This window comes from Xanthomonas hawaiiensis, from assembly GCF_031834635.1.
Classification (GTDB): Bacteria; Pseudomonadota; Gammaproteobacteria; order Xanthomonadales; family Xanthomonadaceae; genus Xanthomonas_A; species Xanthomonas_A sacchari.
In genome coordinates this window covers 2,477,277-2,495,097 of sequence record NZ_CP115873.1, presented here as the reverse complement: position 1 = coordinate 2,495,097, position 17,821 = coordinate 2,477,277, and the positions used below count along the sequence as shown (strand labels likewise).

21 protein-coding genes and 1 riboswitch are annotated in these 17,821 nt (G+C 70.5%); of the genes, 4 read left to right on the top strand and 17 right to left on the bottom strand.

The features are described from left to right. Positions 1 to 41: 41 nt before the first annotated feature. Positions 42 to 1,415: a replication-associated recombination protein A gene (locus PG878_RS10750; RefSeq protein WP_209029268.1), complete on the top strand. Its 1,374-nt coding sequence runs from the start codon at positions 42 to 44 to the stop codon at positions 1,413 to 1,415. 1 nt (position 1,416) lies between these two features. Beyond that, positions 1,417 to 1,486: riboswitch (Fluoride riboswitch) on the top strand. A gap of 110 nt (positions 1,487 to 1,596) precedes the next feature. Beyond that, on the top strand, positions 1,597 to 2,016 hold the full coding sequence (gene crcB, locus PG878_RS10745) for a fluoride efflux transporter CrcB (RefSeq protein ID WP_209029269.1): 420 nt from the start codon (positions 1,597 to 1,599) through the stop codon (positions 2,014 to 2,016). Positions 2,017 to 2,032: 16 nt separating this feature from the next. On the opposite strand, the gene PG878_RS10740 is transcribed toward crcB, so the two are convergent. Genes PG878_RS10740 through PG878_RS10730 form a run of 3 tightly spaced genes read right to left on the bottom strand, consistent with a single transcriptional unit; the run spans position 2,033 to position 4,313 of the window. Then, a complete protein-coding gene (locus PG878_RS10740) occupies positions 2,033 to 2,365 on the bottom strand; it encodes a DUF3325 domain-containing protein (RefSeq protein WP_209029270.1) in 333 nt (110 codons plus the stop codon). Further along, on the bottom strand, positions 2,362 to 3,978 hold the full coding sequence (locus PG878_RS10735) for a PepSY-associated TM helix domain-containing protein (protein ID WP_209029271.1): 1,617 nt from the start codon (positions 3,976 to 3,978) through the stop codon (positions 2,362 to 2,364). The genes PG878_RS10740 and PG878_RS10735 overlap by 4 nt, the downstream gene beginning before the upstream one ends. Continuing rightward, on the bottom strand, positions 3,975 to 4,313 hold the full coding sequence (locus PG878_RS10730) for a DUF3649 domain-containing protein (protein ID WP_244672393.1): 339 nt from the start codon (positions 4,311 to 4,313) through the stop codon (positions 3,975 to 3,977). Before PG878_RS10730 ends, PG878_RS10735 begins: the two co-directional genes overlap by 4 nt. A 1,390-nt stretch (positions 4,314 to 5,703) precedes the next feature. On the opposite strand from PG878_RS10730, the gene PG878_RS10725 reads away from it, so the two are divergent. Beyond that, positions 5,704 to 6,063, top strand: coding sequence for a response regulator (locus PG878_RS10725; protein WP_209029272.1), 360 nt, complete (start codon positions 5,704 to 5,706; stop codon positions 6,061 to 6,063). Between the two features lie 37 nt (positions 6,064 to 6,100). Here PG878_RS10725 and PG878_RS10720 read toward each other — a convergent pair whose 3' ends face one another. From PG878_RS10720 to PG878_RS10655, 14 genes are all read right to left on the bottom strand, one after another. Then, positions 6,101 to 6,718 (bottom strand): tetratricopeptide repeat protein, encoded by a 618-nt coding sequence (locus PG878_RS10720; protein WP_244672418.1) that lies wholly within the window; start codon positions 6,716 to 6,718, stop codon positions 6,101 to 6,103. Between the two features lie 29 nt (positions 6,719 to 6,747). Then, positions 6,748 to 7,224, bottom strand: coding sequence for a cytochrome c-type biogenesis protein (locus tag PG878_RS10715; RefSeq protein WP_209029274.1), 477 nt, complete (start codon positions 7,222 to 7,224; stop codon positions 6,748 to 6,750). Further along, on the bottom strand, positions 7,221 to 7,763 hold the full coding sequence (locus tag PG878_RS10710; protein ID WP_209029275.1) for a DsbE family thiol:disulfide interchange protein: 543 nt from the start codon (positions 7,761 to 7,763) through the stop codon (positions 7,221 to 7,223). Before PG878_RS10710 ends, PG878_RS10715 begins: the two co-directional genes overlap by 4 nt. Further along, a complete protein-coding gene (locus PG878_RS10705; protein WP_209029276.1) occupies positions 7,760 to 9,730 on the bottom strand; it encodes a heme lyase CcmF/NrfE family subunit in 1,971 nt (656 codons plus the stop codon). Before PG878_RS10705 ends, PG878_RS10710 begins: the two co-directional genes overlap by 4 nt. Before the next feature lie 37 nt (positions 9,731 to 9,767). After that, positions 9,768 to 10,247 (bottom strand): cytochrome c maturation protein CcmE, encoded by a 480-nt coding sequence (gene ccmE / locus PG878_RS10700; RefSeq protein ID WP_209029277.1) that lies wholly within the window; start codon positions 10,245 to 10,247, stop codon positions 9,768 to 9,770. Next, on the bottom strand, positions 10,231 to 10,443 hold the full coding sequence (gene ccmD, locus PG878_RS10695) for a heme exporter protein CcmD (RefSeq protein ID WP_209029278.1): 213 nt from the start codon (positions 10,441 to 10,443) through the stop codon (positions 10,231 to 10,233). The genes ccmE and ccmD overlap by 17 nt, the downstream gene beginning before the upstream one ends. Then, complete coding sequence (locus PG878_RS10690) at positions 10,440 to 11,246, bottom strand: heme ABC transporter permease (RefSeq protein ID WP_209029279.1); 807 nt, start codon at positions 11,244 to 11,246, stop codon at positions 10,440 to 10,442. The genes ccmD and PG878_RS10690 overlap by 4 nt, the downstream gene beginning before the upstream one ends. Before the next feature lie 10 nt (positions 11,247 to 11,256). Beyond that, positions 11,257 to 12,579 carry a S8 family serine peptidase gene (locus PG878_RS10685; RefSeq protein WP_209029280.1) on the bottom strand — a complete coding sequence of 441 codons (1,323 nt, stop codon included), beginning with the start codon at positions 12,577 to 12,579 and terminating at the stop codon, positions 11,257 to 11,259. Continuing rightward, positions 12,576 to 13,217: a zf-HC2 domain-containing protein gene (locus PG878_RS10680; RefSeq protein ID WP_209029281.1), complete on the bottom strand. Its 642-nt coding sequence runs from the start codon at positions 13,215 to 13,217 to the stop codon at positions 12,576 to 12,578. Before PG878_RS10680 ends, PG878_RS10685 begins: the two co-directional genes overlap by 4 nt. Continuing rightward, positions 13,217 to 13,798 (bottom strand): RNA polymerase sigma factor, encoded by a 582-nt coding sequence (locus tag PG878_RS10675; protein ID WP_209029282.1) that lies wholly within the window; start codon positions 13,796 to 13,798, stop codon positions 13,217 to 13,219. Before PG878_RS10675 ends, PG878_RS10680 begins: the two co-directional genes overlap by 1 nt. A gap of 63 nt (positions 13,799 to 13,861) precedes the next feature. Further along, entirely contained in the window at positions 13,862 to 14,539 is a 678-nt protein-coding gene (locus PG878_RS10670) for a hypothetical protein (protein ID WP_311185948.1), read from the bottom strand. Between the two features lie 231 nt (positions 14,540 to 14,770). Further along, a complete protein-coding gene (locus PG878_RS10665) occupies positions 14,771 to 15,166 on the bottom strand; it encodes a c-type cytochrome (RefSeq protein ID WP_209029283.1) in 396 nt (131 codons plus the stop codon). A gap of 23 nt (positions 15,167 to 15,189) precedes the next feature. Continuing rightward, positions 15,190 to 16,554 carry a cytochrome C gene (locus tag PG878_RS10660; RefSeq protein ID WP_209029284.1) on the bottom strand — a complete coding sequence of 455 codons (1,365 nt, stop codon included), beginning with the start codon at positions 16,552 to 16,554 and terminating at the stop codon, positions 15,190 to 15,192. Positions 16,555 to 16,618: 64 nt separating this feature from the next. After that, on the bottom strand, positions 16,619 to 17,131 hold the full coding sequence (locus PG878_RS10655; RefSeq protein ID WP_209029349.1) for a cytochrome b: 513 nt from the start codon (positions 17,129 to 17,131) through the stop codon (positions 16,619 to 16,621). A gap of 273 nt (positions 17,132 to 17,404) precedes the next feature. On the opposite strand from PG878_RS10655, the gene PG878_RS10650 reads away from it, so the two are divergent. After that, positions 17,405 to 17,821 carry a sugar 3,4-ketoisomerase gene (locus PG878_RS10650; RefSeq protein ID WP_209029285.1) on the top strand — a complete coding sequence of 139 codons (417 nt, stop codon included), beginning with the start codon at positions 17,405 to 17,407 and terminating at the stop codon, positions 17,819 to 17,821.

Here is a 17,821-nt window from a genome sequence, read left to right as displayed (position 1 = left end):
TGCGGCAAGGCGTACACGGGCCGCGGCGATAGAATGGGCGCATGGCCAAACGCAGACCCTTCGCTTCCGATGCCCCCGACCTGCTGAGCGTCGACCGCGAGGCCATGCGCCCGCTGGCCGAGCGCATGCGCCCGCGCACGCTGGACGAGATGGTCGGGCAGAAGCGCCTGCTGGCGCCGACCAGTGCGCTGCGCCGCGCGGTCGCGTCCGGGCGGGTGCACTCGATGATCCTGTGGGGACCGCCGGGCTGCGGCAAGACCACCCTGGCGCTGCTGCTGGCGCAGTACGCCGAAGCCGAGTTCAAGGCCATCTCGGCGGTGCTGTCCGGCCTGCCGGAGGTGCGGCTGGTGCTGGCCGAGGCCGCGCAGCGTTTCGCCGACGGGCGCCGCACCGTGCTGTTCGTCGACGAGGTGCATCGCTTCAACAAGGCGCAGCAGGACGCGTTCCTGCCGCACATCGAGCGCGGCACCATCCTGTTCGTCGGCGCCACCACCGAGAATCCCTCGTTCGAGCTGAATTCGGCGCTGCTGTCGCGCTGCCGCGTGCACGTGCTGGAGGCGGTGTCGCCGCAGGACATCGCCGAGGCGCTGCAGCGGGCCCTGCACGATCCCGAACGCGGACTCGGCGCCGAGCCGTTGCAGGTCTCCGATGCGGCGCTGCTGGAAATCGCCGGGGCCGCCGACGGCGACGTGCGGCGCGCGCTGACCCTGCTGGAGATCGCCGCCGAGTTGGCCCAGGACGAGGGCGGCGAGATCACCGCGCAGACCCTGCAGCAGGTGCTGGCCGACCGTACCCGCCGCTTCGACAAGGGCGGCGAGCAGTTCTACGACCAGATCTCGGCGCTGCACAAGTCGGTGCGCAGCTCCAATCCGGACGCGGCGCTGTACTGGCTCACGCGCATGCTCGACGGCGGCTGCGATCCGTCCTACCTGGCGCGGCGGCTGACCCGCATGGCGATCGAAGACATCGGCCTGGCCGATCCGCGCGCGCAGTCGATGGCGCTGGAAGCCTGGGACATCTACGAGCGCCTGGGCAGCCCCGAAGGCGAACTGGCCTTCGCGCAACTGGTGCTGTACCTGGCCAGCACCGCCAAGTCCAACGCCGGCTATGCCGCGTTCAACCAGGCCAAGGCCGAGGTGCGCGAGACCGGCACGCAGGAGGTGCCGCTGCACCTGCGCAACGCGCCGACCAAGCTGATGAAGACCCTGGGCTACGGCGCCGACTACCAGTACGACCACGACGCCGAGGGCGGCATCGCCCTGGACCAGACCGGCTTCCCCGATGCGATGGGCGAGCGCGTGTACTACCGGCCGGTGGAGCGTGGCCTGGAGATCAAGCTCAAGGACAAGCTCGACCGCCTGCGCGCCGCGCGCGAGCAGGCGCGGGCTGACAAGGCCGGGCGATCGGCTTCATAATCGGCACACAGGAGATGGCATTCCTCCTCGAACCGCCCGCAGCACTGCGCGCTGATGATGCCTGCCCAACCCCCGCCGGGGTGGCAGGCGTGCGCCCCGGCATCGTCCTTGTGGAGAATCCGATGCCCGTTCCTTCTCGTTTTTCTGCTGCCGCTCCGACGTTCGTCTCGCGGAGGCGCGCATGAACCTGACCCTGTGGTGGCAGCAACTGCTGCTGGCGATGGCCGGCGGCGCGGTCGGCTCCGGCCTGCGTTTCGCGGTGGGCAGTGCGCTGCTGCAGCGCTACGGCGCCGGCTTCCCGTGGGGCACGCTGGCGGTGAACCTGGCCGGCGCCTTCGTCGGGGGCTTCCTGCTGGTGTGGATCGAGGGCCGCGGCGCCAGCGCGCCGTACTGGCGGGCGCTGCTGATCGTCGGCCTGGTCGGCGGGCTGACCACGTTCTCCTCGCTGATGATGGAAAGCATGGTGTTCGTGCGCAACGGCCGCCTCGGCATGGTGCCGCTGTACCTGGCGATCACCCTGGCGGCGGGGCTGGTGCTGGTGTTCGCTGGCGCGCGCACCGCGGCCGAACTGCGGGCGCCGACGATGACCGCCGACCGCTGAACGGCCGGGCGCGCGCTTATCCCAACAACGCGGCGCCCACGCCCAACGGCGGCGCCAGCAGCGCCAGCGGCACGATCAGCCGCGGCCGGTACGGCAGCAGGCCCAGGGTCAGCAGCGCCGCGCTGGCGCTGAGCGAGCCCACCCACAGCACCGGGCCGATGCCCCAGCCGCGCGCGGCCACACAGCAGGCGAACGCCGCGCCCAGCAGCAGCCAGCCGGCGGTCTGCAGCTGCCGCAGGCGCGGCGCAGCGGCACGGCGCGCGCCGTATAGGTCGAGCTGGTGCTTTTCCATGCCCAGGCACAGCGCGACGAAGCCGGAGAAGGCCAGGCACAGGCCGAGGACGGTCATGCGCCCTCCGTGGCCAGCACCGGCTTGGCCGATCCGCCGCGTTCGCGGGCGCGGCGTTCGGCCGCCGACAGCGGCGGTTGCCAGCGCTGCATGCGGCGCGCGGCCAGTGCCAGGGCCACGCCGAGGAACAAACAGACCAGGTCGAATCCGGCCAGCGCCCAGTCGCCGGCCAGCAGGCTCACGCCCAGGTGCGCATCGGTGGTGAGGGCATTGAGCAACGGCAGCAAGCCGAACAAAGCCGCGCCCGCATACAGCTGCCAGGCCCACATCGCACGCTTCGGCCACACCTGGGCCGCAACCAGGGCTGCGGCCCAGGCCAGGAAGAACACCGCCGCTTCGCGCTCCGGGCGCGCCTCCAGGTGCAGCGGCAGCAGCCGGTTGCCCCAGAAATACGCGGCGAAGGCGATCGGCAGCCCGGCCACGGTGCCGATGTTGAGCGCGTCGACCAGGCGCAGACCCAGGCCGATGCGGCCGGCCTTGGCGTGCTTGGGCCGCTCCTTGACCGCCCACAGGATCGCGCCGCTGGCCACCATCAGGCAGCCGAGCAGGCCGCAACCGAAGAACAGCCAGCGCAGCCAGGGCCCGGCGAAGTGCGCCAAGTGCAGGCCGTACAGGGTGCTGCGGGTTTCCGCAGCGGCGCCGAGTTCGCCGCTGCGGCCGAGGATCTGCCCGCTGGCCGCGTCCAGCAGCAGCGAGGGCGTGGTGTAGCCCAGCCGCTGGCCGTCGCCCTGGCGGATCTGGATGGCCGCGGCGGCGTCGCCTGCGTTGTACACGGTGAAGCCGGCGATCGGCACCTGCGCGCCCCATTCGCGGCGCGCCACGTCCAGCAGTTGCGCGATCGGCAGCATGTGCCCGGGCGTGCCGCTGGCCTCGCGCAGGTTCTGCGGCTCCTGGAAGGCCTCGGCATAGAAGGCCTGCTCGGCGTCCGGGTAGGCGGTTTTGATGCCCCACGGCAGGTACATCAGCATCAGCGTGACCAGCCCGGTGTAGGTGATCATCGCGTGGTAGGGCAGGGCGAGCACCGCGCTGGCGTTGTGGAAGTCCAGCCACGAACGCTGGCCCTTGGCCGGGCGGAAGGTGAAGAAGTCCTTGAAGATCTTCTTGTGGGTGATCACGCCGCTGATGATCGCCACCAGCATGAACATCGCGCAGAAGCCGACGATGTAGCGTGCCCACAGCGCCGGCATGTAGTGCAGATCGAAGTGCAGGCGGTAGAAGAAGTCGCCGCCGCGGGTCTCGCGGGTCTGGCTGGCCTCGCCGCTGACCGGGTCGAGCAGGGCGCTGCCGAACATCTCCTTGCGGCTTGGGCGGGTGCCGTCGGCCGGCGGCGGATTGCGCCAGAACAGGTCGGTGAACGGCGCGCGCGGGTTGGCCAGCGACACGAACCACTGCGGCGACTGCGGCGCTTCGCGCTGCAACAGCGCCACCGCACGGGCGGCGACCACATCGGTGCTCGGCTGTGCGGCCGGCAGTTCCGGACGCATCCAGCGGCTGATCTCGTTGCGGAAATAGCTGGCGGTGCCGGCCATGAAGATCAGCAGCAGTACCCAGGACACCAGCAGGCCGCTCCAGGTGTGCAGCCAGGCCATCGATTGGCGGAATCCCTGCTTCATGGCGTGTGCTGCTGCAGCCAGGCGATGGCCAGCGCCATCGGCGCCAGCAGCGCGGCGATGCCCAGCCAGGCGCGCCCGGCGCTGCGCGCGGCGAACGCCCACAGCGCGGTGCAGGCGCAGACCAGGATGCCCAGCATCATGCCGCTCAGCACCGCCTGCGCGCGCAGCGACGGCCATAGCAACGGCAGCAGCGCGGCGGTGGCCGCGGCCAGCGCGTAGCCGCCGACGATCGCGGCCAGGGTGCGCGCCAGCACGCCCAGCCAGGGCGGCAAGGTGCGCGAGGCGGCGGTGGGCGGAGTGGAGAGGCGCGGCGGCGCTGGCGGAACTGGATGCATGGGGCCCGTCGGGAGAGGCACCGGCTTGGCGACAGGGCTAGGCGGAGCGGAATGGCAGCGACAGCTACCGGTTAGTTAATGATACGCATTCCTATTTTCGGCGCAATGTGCAGGTGGGTCGGCACTGCGGCGCCTGCAGGTTGCGCCCGGTGTAAGCGGACACATGGTTTGCGAAGCCGGGACACATGGTCTGCAAAGTCCTGCAGGCCAGTTTGAAGCCCCCTTGAAGACCCATCAATGAGAAGCCTCCGATTAGTAAAACGAGCCGTGCAGCCCTAGTGGGCTGGGAGCCTATCCCCTTAGCCGGCGCTACATCCGCTTCTCAGCCCGACTGGCCGGCCTCTCAGGCGGCCGCCGGCGGCTGCCCGTCAGGATCTCATGGCGTATTCGGACCGCGCATGCGCACGCCCATCGCTCGCCAATCCGCGGGGGCCACCTCCCGCTTTCCGAAGTAGACGTAGGCGTAGTGTGCTGAGCGCTCCTCGTGCCGATTGACGCTGCCAATCCATATCCCACCAAATGCAGTCGTGCTCACCCCAGCGACGATCACCCTGCCACACCTCAACCAGTGCTGGCGCCACTGATTTTCGGGGTCCCACTGGAAGTCGTCCGGAAGCATCGGCTAATGCTATCGCCGTCGATCTCCATGGCTGAGACCTCGCTCTTGCCTAGCTGAACGGCTTGTCTGGTAGACAAATGTCACCCGGTCTTGTGGCTGGTTAGGGATGGGAATAGCGTTTTGGTGTAAGCGCCTATCAGCCATGGAAGATCACCATGAACCTCGCAAGGAACCTGCTGAAAGTTGTATTCGCGGCTCAGCTTCTCGTTGCCCCCCTTTTCGCCGGCGCTGCCCCCTCGTCGCCATTCATCATCACGACCACGGCAACCTATGCCGACAAGTCTCCTGAGCAGCAGGCGGTTGTGGCTTGGCTTCGGCAGCATGCTCAGTATGTAAACGGGCATCTGATCGGGGAGTTCGATAAGCTGCAGGACGTTACCGTCACATACACCCGTACAACGGACGGTCGTGTACGCCCGCAGTCGCCTGGGGATGCCCCGCCGGGCCCGCTACCGCCCGGACAGCCCGGAGACACATATTCCGTCTCGAACTGCACTGGTGGCGTCTCTCAGTCGTGGAGCTACAAGTTCGTTTCTGGCTCGAACGGAGGCACTTGGGTGTTGGTCGACTACAAGTACGCCAGGAAAGCCTGCGGCTCCGAAGGGGCTTGAGCTAAGCGTAGCGTCGACATCTGCGACAAGGAATCTGCGACCAAGAAAAACGGGCTAAAAGGCCCGTTTTCTTTGCCGCCTTGTCCCGGTTTCTCAATGGTAGCGGGGACCGCCGCAGTCCTGCACCACCGCCAACGTCACGGGCCTGGAGGGGAACGCCATGAAGATTCTGGTCGTCGACGACTACCGCACGATGCGGCGCGTCATCCGCATGCTGTTGGGCCAACTCGGCCATGACGACGTCGTCGAAGCGGCCGACGGCGAGGCGGCGCTGGCCGCGATGCGGGCAGAGAAGATCGGCCTGGTCATTTCCGACTTGAACATGGAGCCGATGACCGGCCTGGAGTTGCTGCGGACGGTGCGGAGCGACGCGACGCTGAAAGACACGCCGTTCCTGATGGTGGTCGCCGAGTCGCGCAGCGACAACGTGATCGCGATCCGCGAAGCCGGGGTCAGCGGTTACATCGTCAAGCCGTTCAATGCGGACACGCTGAAGGGGAAGCTCGCGTCCGTGCTCTGAGTGGACCGCGGAGCGCTGGCGCGATCGGCAGGGAACGTCAGCGTGGCGTGGCGGTCGCTGCGCTTGGTGCGGCGAGCATCGCTTCGGCGGCGGCGATCTTCTGCGTCACCGCCCCGCGCAGCGGCGAGGCCGCGGGCAGCAGGGTCGACAAGTGGCGCCAGTCGCTGGCGGCCTCGGCGTAGCGCTGTTGCTGGAAGGCGGCGATCCCGCGCATCCACAGCGCCCGCTGGTTGTCCGGTTGCTGCGCCAGGACCCGGTCGAGCATGGCGCGGGCGGCGCGGCCGACGGCCAGATCCGCGTGCTGTGCCATGTCGGTCTCCACCCAACCGAGCAATGCCTCGACGTTGTCCGGGTCCAGGCGCAGGGCCTGCGCGTAGGCGCGCTGCGCATCCTGCGGGTGCTTGGCCTGCTGTGCGTCCCAGGCCTGCTGCAACACGTCCTGCAGCGCTCGGTCGTTCGGTTCCGCGGCGGACGGCGGCAGCGGCTGCAGCGGCACACCGGCCAGGGCCGTCGGTGTGCCGATGTGCCAGTAGAGGCCGGCACCGAGCGACGGCAGGAGCAGCGCCAGCAGCAGCGCGACACCGTGCTGCGCGCGCGCGCCGCTCCGGTGCATGAGCAACGGGCGCAGCACCGCGAACAGAGCAATGCCCAGCATCGCGGCGGCGGCCAGGACAAAGCCGGGCGTCACCAGGCGTCCTCCGCGTCCGGTTCCGCCGTTGCGGCGCCGATTGCGCGGCGGCGTTGCCGCAGCGTCGCCACGACCAAGCCGGCGCCGCCCAGCAGCAACAGCGCCGGCCCGAACCACAGCAGCCAGGTGCCCGGCGCCAGCGGCGGGTCGTACAGCACGAAGGCCGAGTAGCGATCGACCATGTACTGCTTGATCTGCGCATCGCTACGCCCGGCCTGCAGTTGCGCGAACACCTGGTGGCGCAGGTCGCGCGCCAGGGTCGCGTCGGAATCGGCCAGGTTCTCGTTCTGGCAGACCAGGCAGCGCAACTGCGCGGTCAGTTGCTGGAAGCGCTGTTCCTGTGCGCGATCCTTGAACGGCAGAGGGTCCACCGCCTGGGCAAACGCCGGCAATGCACCGCCCAGCAGCCACAGCAGCACCAGCAGTCGCCACCACGGCGTACGTCGGCACGTCTGTGCGACGGTCGCGCTCATCGCCGCGCTCCGCCGAGCGCCGCAATCGCCGGGCGCAGTTCGTCGGCGAGCACCTGCGGCGTCAGCACGCCGACGTGCTTGTAGCGGACCACGCCGTCGGCGTCGATGAGGAAGGTTTCCGGCGCGCCGTACACGCCCAAGTCGATCGCCCGCTGGCCATCGGCGTCCACCAGCACCAGCGCATACGGATTGCCGCGCTGCGCCAGCCAGGCGGCGGTGTCGTGCGGATCGTCGCGGTAGGCGTAGCCGACCAGGGTCACGCCCAGTTGCCGGGCCTGCGCCATCAGCAGCGGATGCTCCTCGCTGCAGGCCATGCACCAGCTGCCGAACACGTTGAGCAGATAGGGGCGGCCGCGCAGTTCCTGGCTGCCGCTGCGCAGGTCCGGGCGGTCCAGGTGCGGCAACGCGAATGCGGGCACCGGCTTGCCCAGCAGCGGCGAGGGCACCGCGCGCGGGTCGTGGCTGCGGCTCCACCACAGGCCGAACCCGAACAGCGCGGCCAGCAGCACGAACGCGCCCAGCGGCAGCAGCCGGCTCATGGCGCGGCTCCGGCGAGCGCGGCCGGCGCGGGGGCGCTCGCCGCAGCGGGCTGCGCCCGCAAGCGGCGCGCACCGGCGCTGACGAAGCCGCCGAGCATCATCAGCAGGCCGCCGGCCCAGATCCAGCGGATGAAGGGCTTGTCGTACAGGCGCAGGGTCCAGCCGTATTCGATGTGCTGGTCGTCGACCGGTTCGCCCAGGGCGACGTACAGGTCACGCAGCACGCCGGCGTCGATCGCCGCCTCGGTCTGGATTCGCTCGCTGCTGTACAGACGCTTCTGCGGATGCAGCACCGCCACGACGGCGCCGTCGCGTAGCACGCTCACCGTGCCTTGCTCGGCCTTCCAGTTGGGGCCGTCGATCAACTGCACGCCGTCGAAGCGGAAGCGGTGCGCGCCGACCTGCGCGCTCTGGCCGGGATCCAGGCGCACGTCGCGTTCCACCGACAGGCTTTCCGACAGCAGCACGCCGGCCACGAACACCGCGACCCCGGCATGCGCGAGCAGCATGCCGGCCAGTTCGGCGGGGAAGCGGCGGCCGCGCGGGGCGCTGCGCCAGCGGGTGAGTGCATATAGCGCGGTACCGACGCCGACCCAGGCCGCGGCCGCGACACCGGCCACCGCGCGCAGCGTGCCCGCGCTCAGCAACCACGCCAGCAACGCGCAGGCCAATGCGGCCAACCCGGCACGCGCGGCCACCGCGCGCAGCGCGCCGGGGTCGGTGCGGCCCCAGCGCAGGTAGGGGCCGAACGGCAACAGCAGCACCACCGGCAGCATCAGCAGCGGGAACAGCAGGCCAAAGTAGGGCGGCCCGACCGAGAGCTTGCCCAGCCGCAGCGCATCGCCGAGCAGCGGGAACAGCGTGCCCAGCAGCACCATCGCCGCGGACACGCTGAGCATCAGGTTGCCGACCAGGATCGCGGTCTCCCGCGACAGCGCGGCGAACGGCTTGCCCGCGGCCAGGCGCGGCGCGCGCAGCGCGTACAGCAGCAGCGAACCGCCGACCACCAGCACCAGGAAGCCGAGGATGTACAGGCCGCGGCGCGGGTCGGCGGCGAAGGCGTGCACCGAGGTCAGCACGCCCGAGCGCACCAGAAAAGTACCCAGCAACGACAGCGAGAACGCCAGGATCGACAACAGCAGGGTCCAGGCGCCGAGCGCGCCGCGCTTCTCGGTGACCGCCTGGGTGTGGATCAGTGCGGCGCCGACCAGCCACGGCATGAAGCTGGCGTTCTCCACCGGGTCCCAGAACCACCAGCCGCCCCAGCCCAGCTCGGCGTAGGCCCACCAGCTGCCTGCGACGATGCCGGCGCTGAGGAAGCCCCAGGCGACGTTGGTCCACGGCCGCGCCCAGCGCACCCAGGCCTGCTGCTGTTCGCCGCCGAGCAGGGCGGCGATGGCGAAGGCGAAGGCCACCGAAAAACCGACATAGCCGGTGTACAGCACCGGCGGGTGGAACACCATGCCCGGGTCTTGCAGCACGGGGTTGAGTTCGCTGCCGTCGCGCGGCATCGGCGACAGCCGCGCGAACGGATTGGAGGTGAACAGGACGAAGGCGAGGAAGCCGCTGGAGATCAGCCCGAGGACGCCGAGCACGCGCGCGGCGAAGGCCTCGGGCAGATACCGGCCACTGCGCGCCAGCGCCACCGTCCACAGATTGAGGATGGCGATCCACAGCAGCAGCGAGCCTTCGTGCGCACCCCACACCGCGGCCAGCCGGTAGTACCAGGGCTGCGCCAGGTTGGCGTTGGCGGCGACGTAGCGCACCGAGAAATCCAGCTGCAGCAACACGTAAGCGAGCAGGCCGAAGGCCAGCCAGGCGAAACCGGCCTGGGCGTAGGCGGCCGGCCGCGCCACCGCCATCCAGGCGCGCTGGCCGCGCCAGGCGCCGAGCAGCGGCAACACACCCTGCACCAGCGCCAGCAGCAAGGCCAGGATCAGCGCGCATTGGCCGAGTTCGGCGCTCATGGTGCGGCTGTTCCGGCGCGGCGGGACGCGATCGACCTCATGGTCGTGCCGGCGCCGCAGCGGCCGCCGAGGTGTTGCCGACGTGCGCGCGATCGGCATGCGCCTGCGCCATCGCGTCCTTCAGTTCCTGCGGCATGTAGGTCTCGTCGTGCTTGGCCAGCACTTCGGTGGCGACGAAGCGCGCGCCCTGCATCGAGCCGGTGGCGATCACCGCCTGGTTGTCGCGGAACAGGTCGGGGAGGATGCCGGCGTAGGCAACCGCGGTGGCGCCGGCCTTGTCGATCACGGTGAATCGCACCTGCAGCGCATCGGCGCTGCGCACGATCGAGCCCGCCTTGACCATGCCGCCGAGCCGGAACACCCGGTAGTCCTTGGCCGCACCGGCCTGCACCTGGCTGGGCGTGAACAGGTAACTGATGTTGTGCTGCAGGGCCAGCACGAACAGGCCGGTGGCCAGCGCCGCGGCGCCGAGCAACAGCAGCACCAGCAGCAGGCGGCGCTTACGGGTGGGATGCATCGCGAACTCCAACAGCGGCGGCGGTGCCGCGGGCGCGGCGGGCCTGTTCGCGGGCCACTTGCGCACGGATCTCGGCGAGCAGACGGCGCTGGCGACGGCGCGGCAGCACGCAGTCCAGGATCAGCACCACCAGCGCCAGCGCGTACGCACTCCACACGTAGACCGCGTAGCCGCCCATCGCCCAGAACCCGCTCATGCCAGGTGCTCCGCGGGCAGCGGCACGGTGTCGGCTGGCGACGCAGGCATCGGCGCGGCCTGCGTGGCGATCGCACGCACCCAGGCCTTGCCGCGCTCCAGCGCCAGCAAATCGGTGCGCATGCGCCCGCACAGGCTGGCGACGTAGTAGCACTTGCTGGCGACCACGCCGATCAGCAGCGGCCACAGCATCGACAGCGGCATCGTCGACGGACCCAGCACGCGCACCGTGGAACCCTGGTGCAGCGTGTTCCACCACACCACCGAGTAATGCACGATCGGCAGGTTGATCAGCCCGACCAGCGCCAGCAGCGCGGCGGCGCGCGCGCCCTGGCGCGGATCGTCGATGGCGCGGTGCAGGCCGATCACGCCCAGGTACAGGAACAGCAGCACCAGTTCCGAGGTCAGCCGCGCGTCCCAGGTCCACCAGGTGCCCCACATCGGCCGGCCCCACAGCGAGCCGGTGCACAGGGTGACGAAGGTGAAGGCGGCACCGATCGGCGCCGAGGCCATGCAGGCGATTTCCGCCAGCTTGATCCGCCACACCAGCGCGACCAGGCCGGCCATGCCCATCGCCGCGTACACGAACAGGCTCATCCACGCGCACGGCACGTGCACGAAAATGATGCGGTAGGCGTCGTGCTGCTGGTAGTCCGGCGGCGCCAGCACCAGCCCGCCGTAGGCGGCCACGGCACCGAGCAGCACCGCCGCGGCCAGACTCCACGGACGCACCGCGCCGGCGACGCGATAGGCCGTCGGCGGTGCGCCGAGCCGGTGCAGCCAGAGCGGGATCCAGGAACGCATGGCGATGACCTCAGCGGGCGAGGGGAGCGCTGCGCGGCAACGCCTGCACCGCCGCGGCGGCGTCCACCTGCAGCAGCCCGTCGCGCGTGCGGCTGGTGCGCAGCAGCAGGTCGTGCACGCCGCGCGCATCCAGTTGCGGCGCCAGCGCCAGCAACAGCGCGACCACGCCGCTGACGTGCGCGGTGGCCATCGACGAGCCGGAAGTGAAGTCGTAGCCCCCGTTGGGCTGGGTGGTGAGGATGTCCTCGCCCGGTGCGCTGAGCACGCCCGTCGGTGCCGGCGTGGCGGCGCTGCTGCGCACCACGATCACTCCGGGAATGCCGTCGGGAAATCCGTCCAGGCGGCCATTGGGCGGCATTGCCGCGATCACGATGCGGCCTTCGCGCAGCAACTGTTCCAGCAGCTTGCGCAGCAGCGGGTCGGCCGGGCCGCCGAGGCTGAGATTGATGATGCGGGTGCGGGTGTCGCCGATCGCCGCCAGCGCCTTGGCCAGGGTGAAGGAATTGCAGCCGGCGCCCGCGCCGGGGCGCTGCGGATACCAGCAGGCCTTGTACACGTCGAGCATCGCCTTCGGCGCGATGCCGACGATGCCCAGGTGGTTGTTGCTGCCGGCGGCGATGATGCCGGCGACCTCGGTGCCGTGGTGGTCGCGGTTGAACGCAGCCGGGTCGGCGGCGACCAGGTCGCGGGTGTTGCGCAGGCGCCCGCGCAGGTCCGGATGCGCGGTATCCACCCCGGTGTCGACGATCGCCACGTCCACGCCCTGGCCCTGGCTCAGCGCCTGCGCGGTGGCCGCATTGGTGGCGGCGAAGCCGCGCTGCATGTCCACGTAGGGGTCGTTGTAGCGCAGCGGCTGTGCCGGCGCGGCCGTGGCCTGGCTATCGGCCGAATACGTGCCGAAGTCCTGCAGCGGCTGCGACAGCGCCACGCGGTCGTCCTTGGCCAGTTGCGCCAGCAGCGCGGCGCGGTCGCTGCCCGGCGCCGGCTCCAGCACCACGCAGTACAGCCCCAGCGCCTTGATCGGCCAGCCAGCGACCTGGCGCAGGCCGTAGCGCTTGTTCAGCGCGTCCAGGGTGGTCACCGCCTGAGTGCCTGCGCCGTAGTAGCGGGCCGAGGCGTAGCCGAGCAGGTTGGAGCCGGCGTGGCGGCTCGGCGCGGCCATCGGGTTGGCCACGGCGAGGACGATCTGGCGCTCGCTGTCCAGCGCCGGCGACGGATCCAGGCTGGGCGCCTTGGCCGCGGGCGCCGGATCGGCGACGGCCGCCGGCGCGGCATGGGCACAGGCGCCCAGGCCCAGGCAGGCGACGAGCAGGCAGGCAAGATGCAGCTTCATGGCGCGGCGATCGGCTCCGCCAGGCGGATGCCGGCGGTGGCGCGCAACTGCTGCACGCTGCGCTGCGGCTGCGCCGGCGACCCGGCCTGGGTCGGCACCACGGTGTAGGCGCCGGCGGCGTTGGGGCCGCCGATCACCCGTAGCTGCAGCTTGCGCAGCAGCGCGTCCCAGTCGGCCAGGGTCATGCGCGCGTCCGGCACCACCCGGATCGCATCGGCCGCCAGCGGCTGCGCGGCATCGCTGAGCGTGCGGTAGGCGGTGCTGCGCTCGTGCTCGGCGGACAGGCGCAGACCCAGCACGCCCAGGCCCACCGCCTGCAGCAGCGCGGCGGCGACCAGCGCCCGCGTGGTCCAGCTGGCGCGGCTGCGCGGCTGCCGCGTCTGCTGGACCGGCGCGTCCAGGCGCTGCAGCAGGCGCTGCAGGCCGGCCTCGGCGTCCACCGGCACGTCGCTGGGCAGGGTCATGGCCATGCGCAGGCGGCTCTGCTGGGCGAACTCGGCGCTGCAGTGCCGGCACTTGGCCAGGTGCGCCACCAGCCACTCGTTTTCCTGTTCCGTGGCGCTGTCCTGCAGCACCCACGGCATCAGTTCCCAGGCATGCGCGCACTCGTTGCCCGGCTCGTTGAAGCCCGTTTTCATCACGCGCTCTCCGTCAGCGTGGATGCGTCGCCGGCCAATCCCGGCAACACGTTGCGAAGCTTGACCCGGGCATGGAACAGCCGGGCCTTGATGGTGCCCACCGGGCACTGCATGATCTCCGCGACCTCTTCCAGCTTGTGGCCGAGGCCGTAGACCAGTTCCACCACCAGACGCTGGTCGGCCGACAGCCGGTCCAGGCCCTTGCCCAGCCAGTCGCGCAGCTCGCGGTCCTCGTCCGGGTCGGCCGCCGCCGCGTGATCCTCGGCCATCGCGCCGTCGTCGATGGCGTCGTCGCTGTGGTGGCGGATCGCCTTGAGCCCGCAGCGGTAGGCGATGCCCATGATCCAGGTCGAGACCTGCGAGTCGCCACGGAAGTCGCCGGCCTTCTGCCAGACGATCCAGAAGCAGTCGTTGATCGCCTCCTCGATGATGTCCGGGCGCCGGGTCAGCCGCGACAGGAACCGGCACAGGCGGCCGTGGTAGGCGCGGTACAGGCGCGCCAGCGCCTCGCGGTCGCTGGCTGCCATGCGCCGGAGCAGCATGCGGTCGGTGGCATCGCCGAGCAGGTCGGTGTCGTTCATGGGGGCAGGTGTGGCAACGGGCACCGGTATGTGCCGGGGCGGCACGGAAAGGTTGCGCTCGCCTCAGAAGCTGCGGGAGACGCTGGCCACCCAGGGCCACAGGCCGCGGTCGGCATAGCCGGTGCGGGCGTTGCTGAACACACGGTCCACCTCCAGGCTCCAGCGCCCGGCGTTCCAGATCAGCCCGGCGTGGCCGTAGCGATAGTGCGCGACATACTCCAGTCCGTACAGGGCCGGCGGCGCCTGGCTGACGCCGATGCCGGCCGACAGCGACAGCGGGCCGCTCAGCGGCTGGTGCGCGGTCAGGTCCAGCGCCCCGTACCAGCGCTGCTGCAGGCCGCTGTCGGGCATGCGGAAGGCGGCCAGCGACAGGCTCAGGCGGTCGCGGTAGCTCCAGCCCAGGCTGACCTCGTCGCGGTTGAACAGGCGGTTGGCGCGCGCGCCGGGGTAGCGGTACAGCAGCGCCTCGGCCTGCAGTTGCCAGCTGTCGGACAGGGTCCAACTGCGCGACAGGCCGAGGCTGCTCATCAGCACCGTGCCCGGCGCGTCCAACGCCACGCTGGCCGAACCGCTCAGCGACCAGCCCGGCGCCGGCAGCCAGAACAGCGCGCCCTGCAGGGTCGGGGTGCTGCGGGTCACGGCGATGCCGCGGTCGACCAGTTGCGAGCTGATTCCGGCGGCGCCGCCGATGTCGCCGGCCGTCGCGGCCGGTGCGTGCAGGGCGGCGAGTGCCAGGGCCACAGCCGGTGCGACCCAGGTTCCTGGACGCCCCGACCGTCGGGCCGCGCGCGCGCTCAGCATGCGCGGACCGCCTGGCTGCGACGGGCGGAGGCGCAGAGCGGCGACAAGGCGCCGCGGACGGCAGGGGGCAAACGCACGGTGGCTCGATGCTCGCAGGTCAGGAATCGGCGACGGGCGCGGCACGCTGGCCGGCCCGTCGGGCGCCGAATATGACCGGATCGGCCAGCCAGTTCAATGCAGGCTGTGCAGGTAGGCGATCAGGTCCTGCAACTGCTTGGCATCGTCCAGGCCGTCGTACTTCATCTTGCCGCCGGGCAGCGCCTTGGACGCCGGCTGCGACAGGTAGCTGCGCAGCTTGTCGTCGCTCCAGGTCCACTGGCTCTGCTTCATCGCGTCGGAATAGGCGTAGTCCGGCACGCTGCCGGCGCGGCGCCCGGCCACGCCGAACAGGGTCGGGCCTTTCTTGTTCTTGGCCGGTGCGGCGCTGTGGCATTCGGCGCATTCGCTGGCGAACACGCCTGCGCCGGGCACGCCGCCGGCGGCATGCGCGGACGGCGCCACCGCGGCGGCCAGCGGCAGCAGGCCGGCCAGCAGCGAGCACAAGGGGAGGGCAGTGATGCGTTTCATGGGGGAAGCTCCGTGCGGGGGAATCAGAAGGCCAGGCTCAGGCCCAGCGAGAACTGGTTGAGGTCGCGCGGGCGGGTGACCGGGGTGGCCCCGAACACGTTCCCCGTGGTGCCGTTGAACTTGCTGAAACGGAACCAGGTCGCGGACAGGCGCAGGTTGGAGATCGACGAGTAGCTGTCGTCCTTCCCGAACGGCGCCCACGAGGCGCTGATCAGGTTGCTGGTGGTGTCCGGCGCGCCGTACGGGCGGTAGCGGAACGGATCGTCCGAGCCGGTGTTGATGAAGTGCGCCAGCAGCAGGCTGTAGCTCTGCTTGTAGGTGTAGTTGAGGCTGAACGACTGGTCGCGCACGCTGGCCCGGCGCGGGCCGGCCACGGACGGGTCGGTGGGGTCGATCAGCGCGCTGCCGTAGCGGCGGCGCTCGTAGATGTTGAGATAGCCGAGCTTGAGGATGTGCTCGCGGGTGCCCAGGAACTGGTAGTTGAGGTCGTAGCCGAGGTCGGTGAAGTCGTCGCGCGGGCCGGTGCTGCGCGGCAGTTGCCGACGCGTGGTGAGTGCGACCACGCCGGCGGAGAAGAACTGCCGTTTGAGGTCCTTCATGTAGCTCAGGCGCAGGTAGCCGGTGTCGCTGAGCTTGCCGGGATCGCCGCCGATGGCGTAGCCCAGGTCGTCCTGGGTCGACACGGGAAGGGCGGTGTAGGTGCCGACTTCGCCGTACCAGTTGCGGTCGTACAGGCCGTAGACGCTGGTGCCGATCACGCGGTTGGACAGCGACGACTGGTTGAGCAGGGTGGTCGAGCTGGAGTAGGCCGAGGCCGGGCCCAGGCCGGAGGCGTTGGGCAACATGCCGATCGGGTCCTGGCTGCCGGGATTGTTGTTGACGCTGACGCCGAGCAGGGTGTCCTTGCCGCCGAGCTGGAAACTCTTGACCACCGCACGCAGGTCGACGTTGTCCAGGCGCGTGGTGTAGTCGTTCTTGCCGTTGTTGGTGGTGGCGACCTTGACGTAGCCGCCGACGTTGTCGGTGATGCGCCCGGCCAGGTACAGGTCGGCCTCGCTGAAGCGGGTGCGGCTCTCGCCGCGCGCCGGCACGCTGCGGGTGGCGGTGAGCTGCGCGGAGGCCGGGATCTTGGTGCCGTTGCCGTCGCTGTCGGTGTAGCCGCCGAGCTTGAAGCGCATGCCGTACGGGGTCAGCGCCGGGCCGTAGGCGCCGATGTGGCAGTCGGCGCAGGACGAGCCGGTCTGCCGCGCGAACGCCGGCACGGCGGCGGCGCGCGGGCTCAGCACCAGCAGCAGCGAGCCCAGCGCCGACCACAGCAGCGCCTGCTCGGCGCCGCGCGTCCTGTCGCTGCGGGAGGAGGTGGAGGGGGACGACGGGGACTGGTGCATGCGGAAAGTCCTTTGGCAGGCGGGTGGGTGCGGCGGCGGACGAAACAGGGGAGGCAAGGGCGGCTCAGCGTCGGCGCAGGAACGGCAGCATCCGTTGCAGCACGCCATCGCGGCGGACGAAGTGATGCCAGAGCGCTGCGCCGATGTGCAGCAGGATCAGGCCCAGCAGCAGCCAGGCGGCGTCCACGTGCCAGGCGCCGAGGCGGTCGGCGAGATCGGGATCGGCGGCGACCAGCTCCGGCAGGGTCGCGCCGAACAGATGCACCGGCTTGCCCATCGACTGGCTCAGCGCCCAGCCCAGCACCGGCAGTGTCAGCAGCAGCGCGTACATCACCACGTGGGTGGCGCCGGCCAGGAAACGCATCAGCGCCGCGCCGGCCTCCGGATCCTGGCGCTTGCCCAGGCGCATGCGCAGCACGACGCGCAGGCAGAACAGGCCGAGCACGAACAGGCCGAAGTGGCGGTGGCCTTCCAGCAGCCACTGCCGCCACATGCGACCTTCGACCTCTTCGCGCAGCAGGATCAGTCCCGCCGCCAGCACCAGGCACAGCACGGTCAGCCAGTGCAGCCACACCATCGGCCGTGGCAACGCGGCCGATGCAGCAGGAGAGGAAACGGGCGGTGTCGGCGCAGCCGGCGTGGGCGAGGTCATGGCGGTACGCGGTGTCCTTGGAGGCGACGAAGTGGGGCGCTGCGCCATGCGGGAGGCATCGCTGCAGCTATGCGTCGATGGGTGCCGGCGCTGCAGCGAAAGGTTGCGTCGCGGTGCGTGTCGGCCTCGCGCAACCTTTCCGCGGACCCGCGGCACTCAGCCTGGACACTCCGATGTGGAGCCCGGTCGGGCACTCTGATGGCAATCGAACGAATCCAGTTGCGGACGCACGGCGACGCGCGCGGCCAACTCGTGGCGCTGGAACAGCAGCGCGATGTGCCCTTCGACATCCGCCGCGTGTACTACCTGTTCGCCACCCGCAATGGCGTGCACCGCGGCCAGCATGCGCACCGCCATCTCAACCAGCTGGCGGTGGCGCTGCACGGGTCGGTGTCGTTCCTGCTCGACGACGGCAGCGGACCGATGCAGGTGGTGCTGGACGATCCGCGCCAGGGCCTGTTGCTCGGCAGCATGGTCTGGCGCGATCTGTACGACTTCAGCGCCGACTGCGTGCTGATGGTGCTCGCCGACCAGGCCTACGACCCGACCGACTACATCTTCGACTACGACGAATTCCTGCGCGAAGCCGCGGGCGTGCGCCGGCAGGAGGCCTAG

Bases quoted from the DNA above. Each gene is read 5' to 3' on its own strand.
- PG878_RS10750 (WP_209029268.1), top strand. From the start codon at position 42: ATGGCCAAACGCAGACCCTTCGCTTCCGATGCCCCCGACCTGCTGAGC.
- crcB (WP_209029269.1), top strand. From the start codon at position 1,597: ATGAACCTGACCCTGTGGTGGCAGCAACTGCTGCTGGCGATGGCCGGC.
- PG878_RS10740 (WP_209029270.1), bottom strand. From the start codon at position 2,365: ATGACCGTCCTCGGCCTGTGCCTGGCCTTCTCCGGCTTCGTCGCGCTG.
- PG878_RS10735 (WP_209029271.1), bottom strand. From the start codon at position 3,978: ATGAAGCAGGGATTCCGCCAATCGATGGCCTGGCTGCACACCTGGAGC.
- PG878_RS10730 (WP_244672393.1), bottom strand. From the start codon at position 4,313: ATGCATCCAGTTCCGCCAGCGCCGCCGCGCCTCTCCACTCCGCCCACC.
- PG878_RS10725 (WP_209029272.1), top strand. From the start codon at position 5,704: ATGAAGATTCTGGTCGTCGACGACTACCGCACGATGCGGCGCGTCATC.
- PG878_RS10720 (WP_244672418.1), bottom strand. From the start codon at position 6,718: ATGCTGGGCATTGCTCTGTTCGCGGTGCTGCGCCCGTTGCTCATGCAC.
- PG878_RS10715 (WP_209029274.1), bottom strand. From the start codon at position 7,224: ATGAGCGCGACCGTCGCACAGACGTGCCGACGTACGCCGTGGTGGCGA.
- PG878_RS10710 (WP_209029275.1), bottom strand. From the start codon at position 7,763: ATGAGCCGGCTGCTGCCGCTGGGCGCGTTCGTGCTGCTGGCCGCGCTG.
- PG878_RS10705 (WP_209029276.1), bottom strand. From the start codon at position 9,730: ATGAGCGCCGAACTCGGCCAATGCGCGCTGATCCTGGCCTTGCTGCTG.
- ccmE (WP_209029277.1), bottom strand. From the start codon at position 10,247: ATGCATCCCACCCGTAAGCGCCGCCTGCTGCTGGTGCTGCTGTTGCTC.
- ccmD (WP_209029278.1), bottom strand. From the start codon at position 10,443: ATGAGCGGGTTCTGGGCGATGGGCGGCTACGCGGTCTACGTGTGGAGT.
- PG878_RS10690 (WP_209029279.1), bottom strand. From the start codon at position 11,246: ATGCGTTCCTGGATCCCGCTCTGGCTGCACCGGCTCGGCGCACCGCCG.
- PG878_RS10685 (WP_209029280.1), bottom strand. From the start codon at position 12,579: ATGAAGCTGCATCTTGCCTGCCTGCTCGTCGCCTGCCTGGGCCTGGGC.
- PG878_RS10680 (WP_209029281.1), bottom strand. From the start codon at position 13,217: ATGAAAACGGGCTTCAACGAGCCGGGCAACGAGTGCGCGCATGCCTGG.
- PG878_RS10675 (WP_209029282.1), bottom strand. From the start codon at position 13,798: ATGAACGACACCGACCTGCTCGGCGATGCCACCGACCGCATGCTGCTC.
- PG878_RS10665 (WP_209029283.1), bottom strand. From the start codon at position 15,166: ATGAAACGCATCACTGCCCTCCCCTTGTGCTCGCTGCTGGCCGGCCTG.
- PG878_RS10660 (WP_209029284.1), bottom strand. From the start codon at position 16,554: ATGCACCAGTCCCCGTCGTCCCCCTCCACCTCCTCCCGCAGCGACAGG.
- PG878_RS10655 (WP_209029349.1), bottom strand. From the start codon at position 17,131: ATGGTGTGGCTGCACTGGCTGACCGTGCTGTGCCTGGTGCTGGCGGCG.
- PG878_RS10650 (WP_209029285.1), top strand. From the start codon at position 17,405: ATGGCAATCGAACGAATCCAGTTGCGGACGCACGGCGACGCGCGCGGC.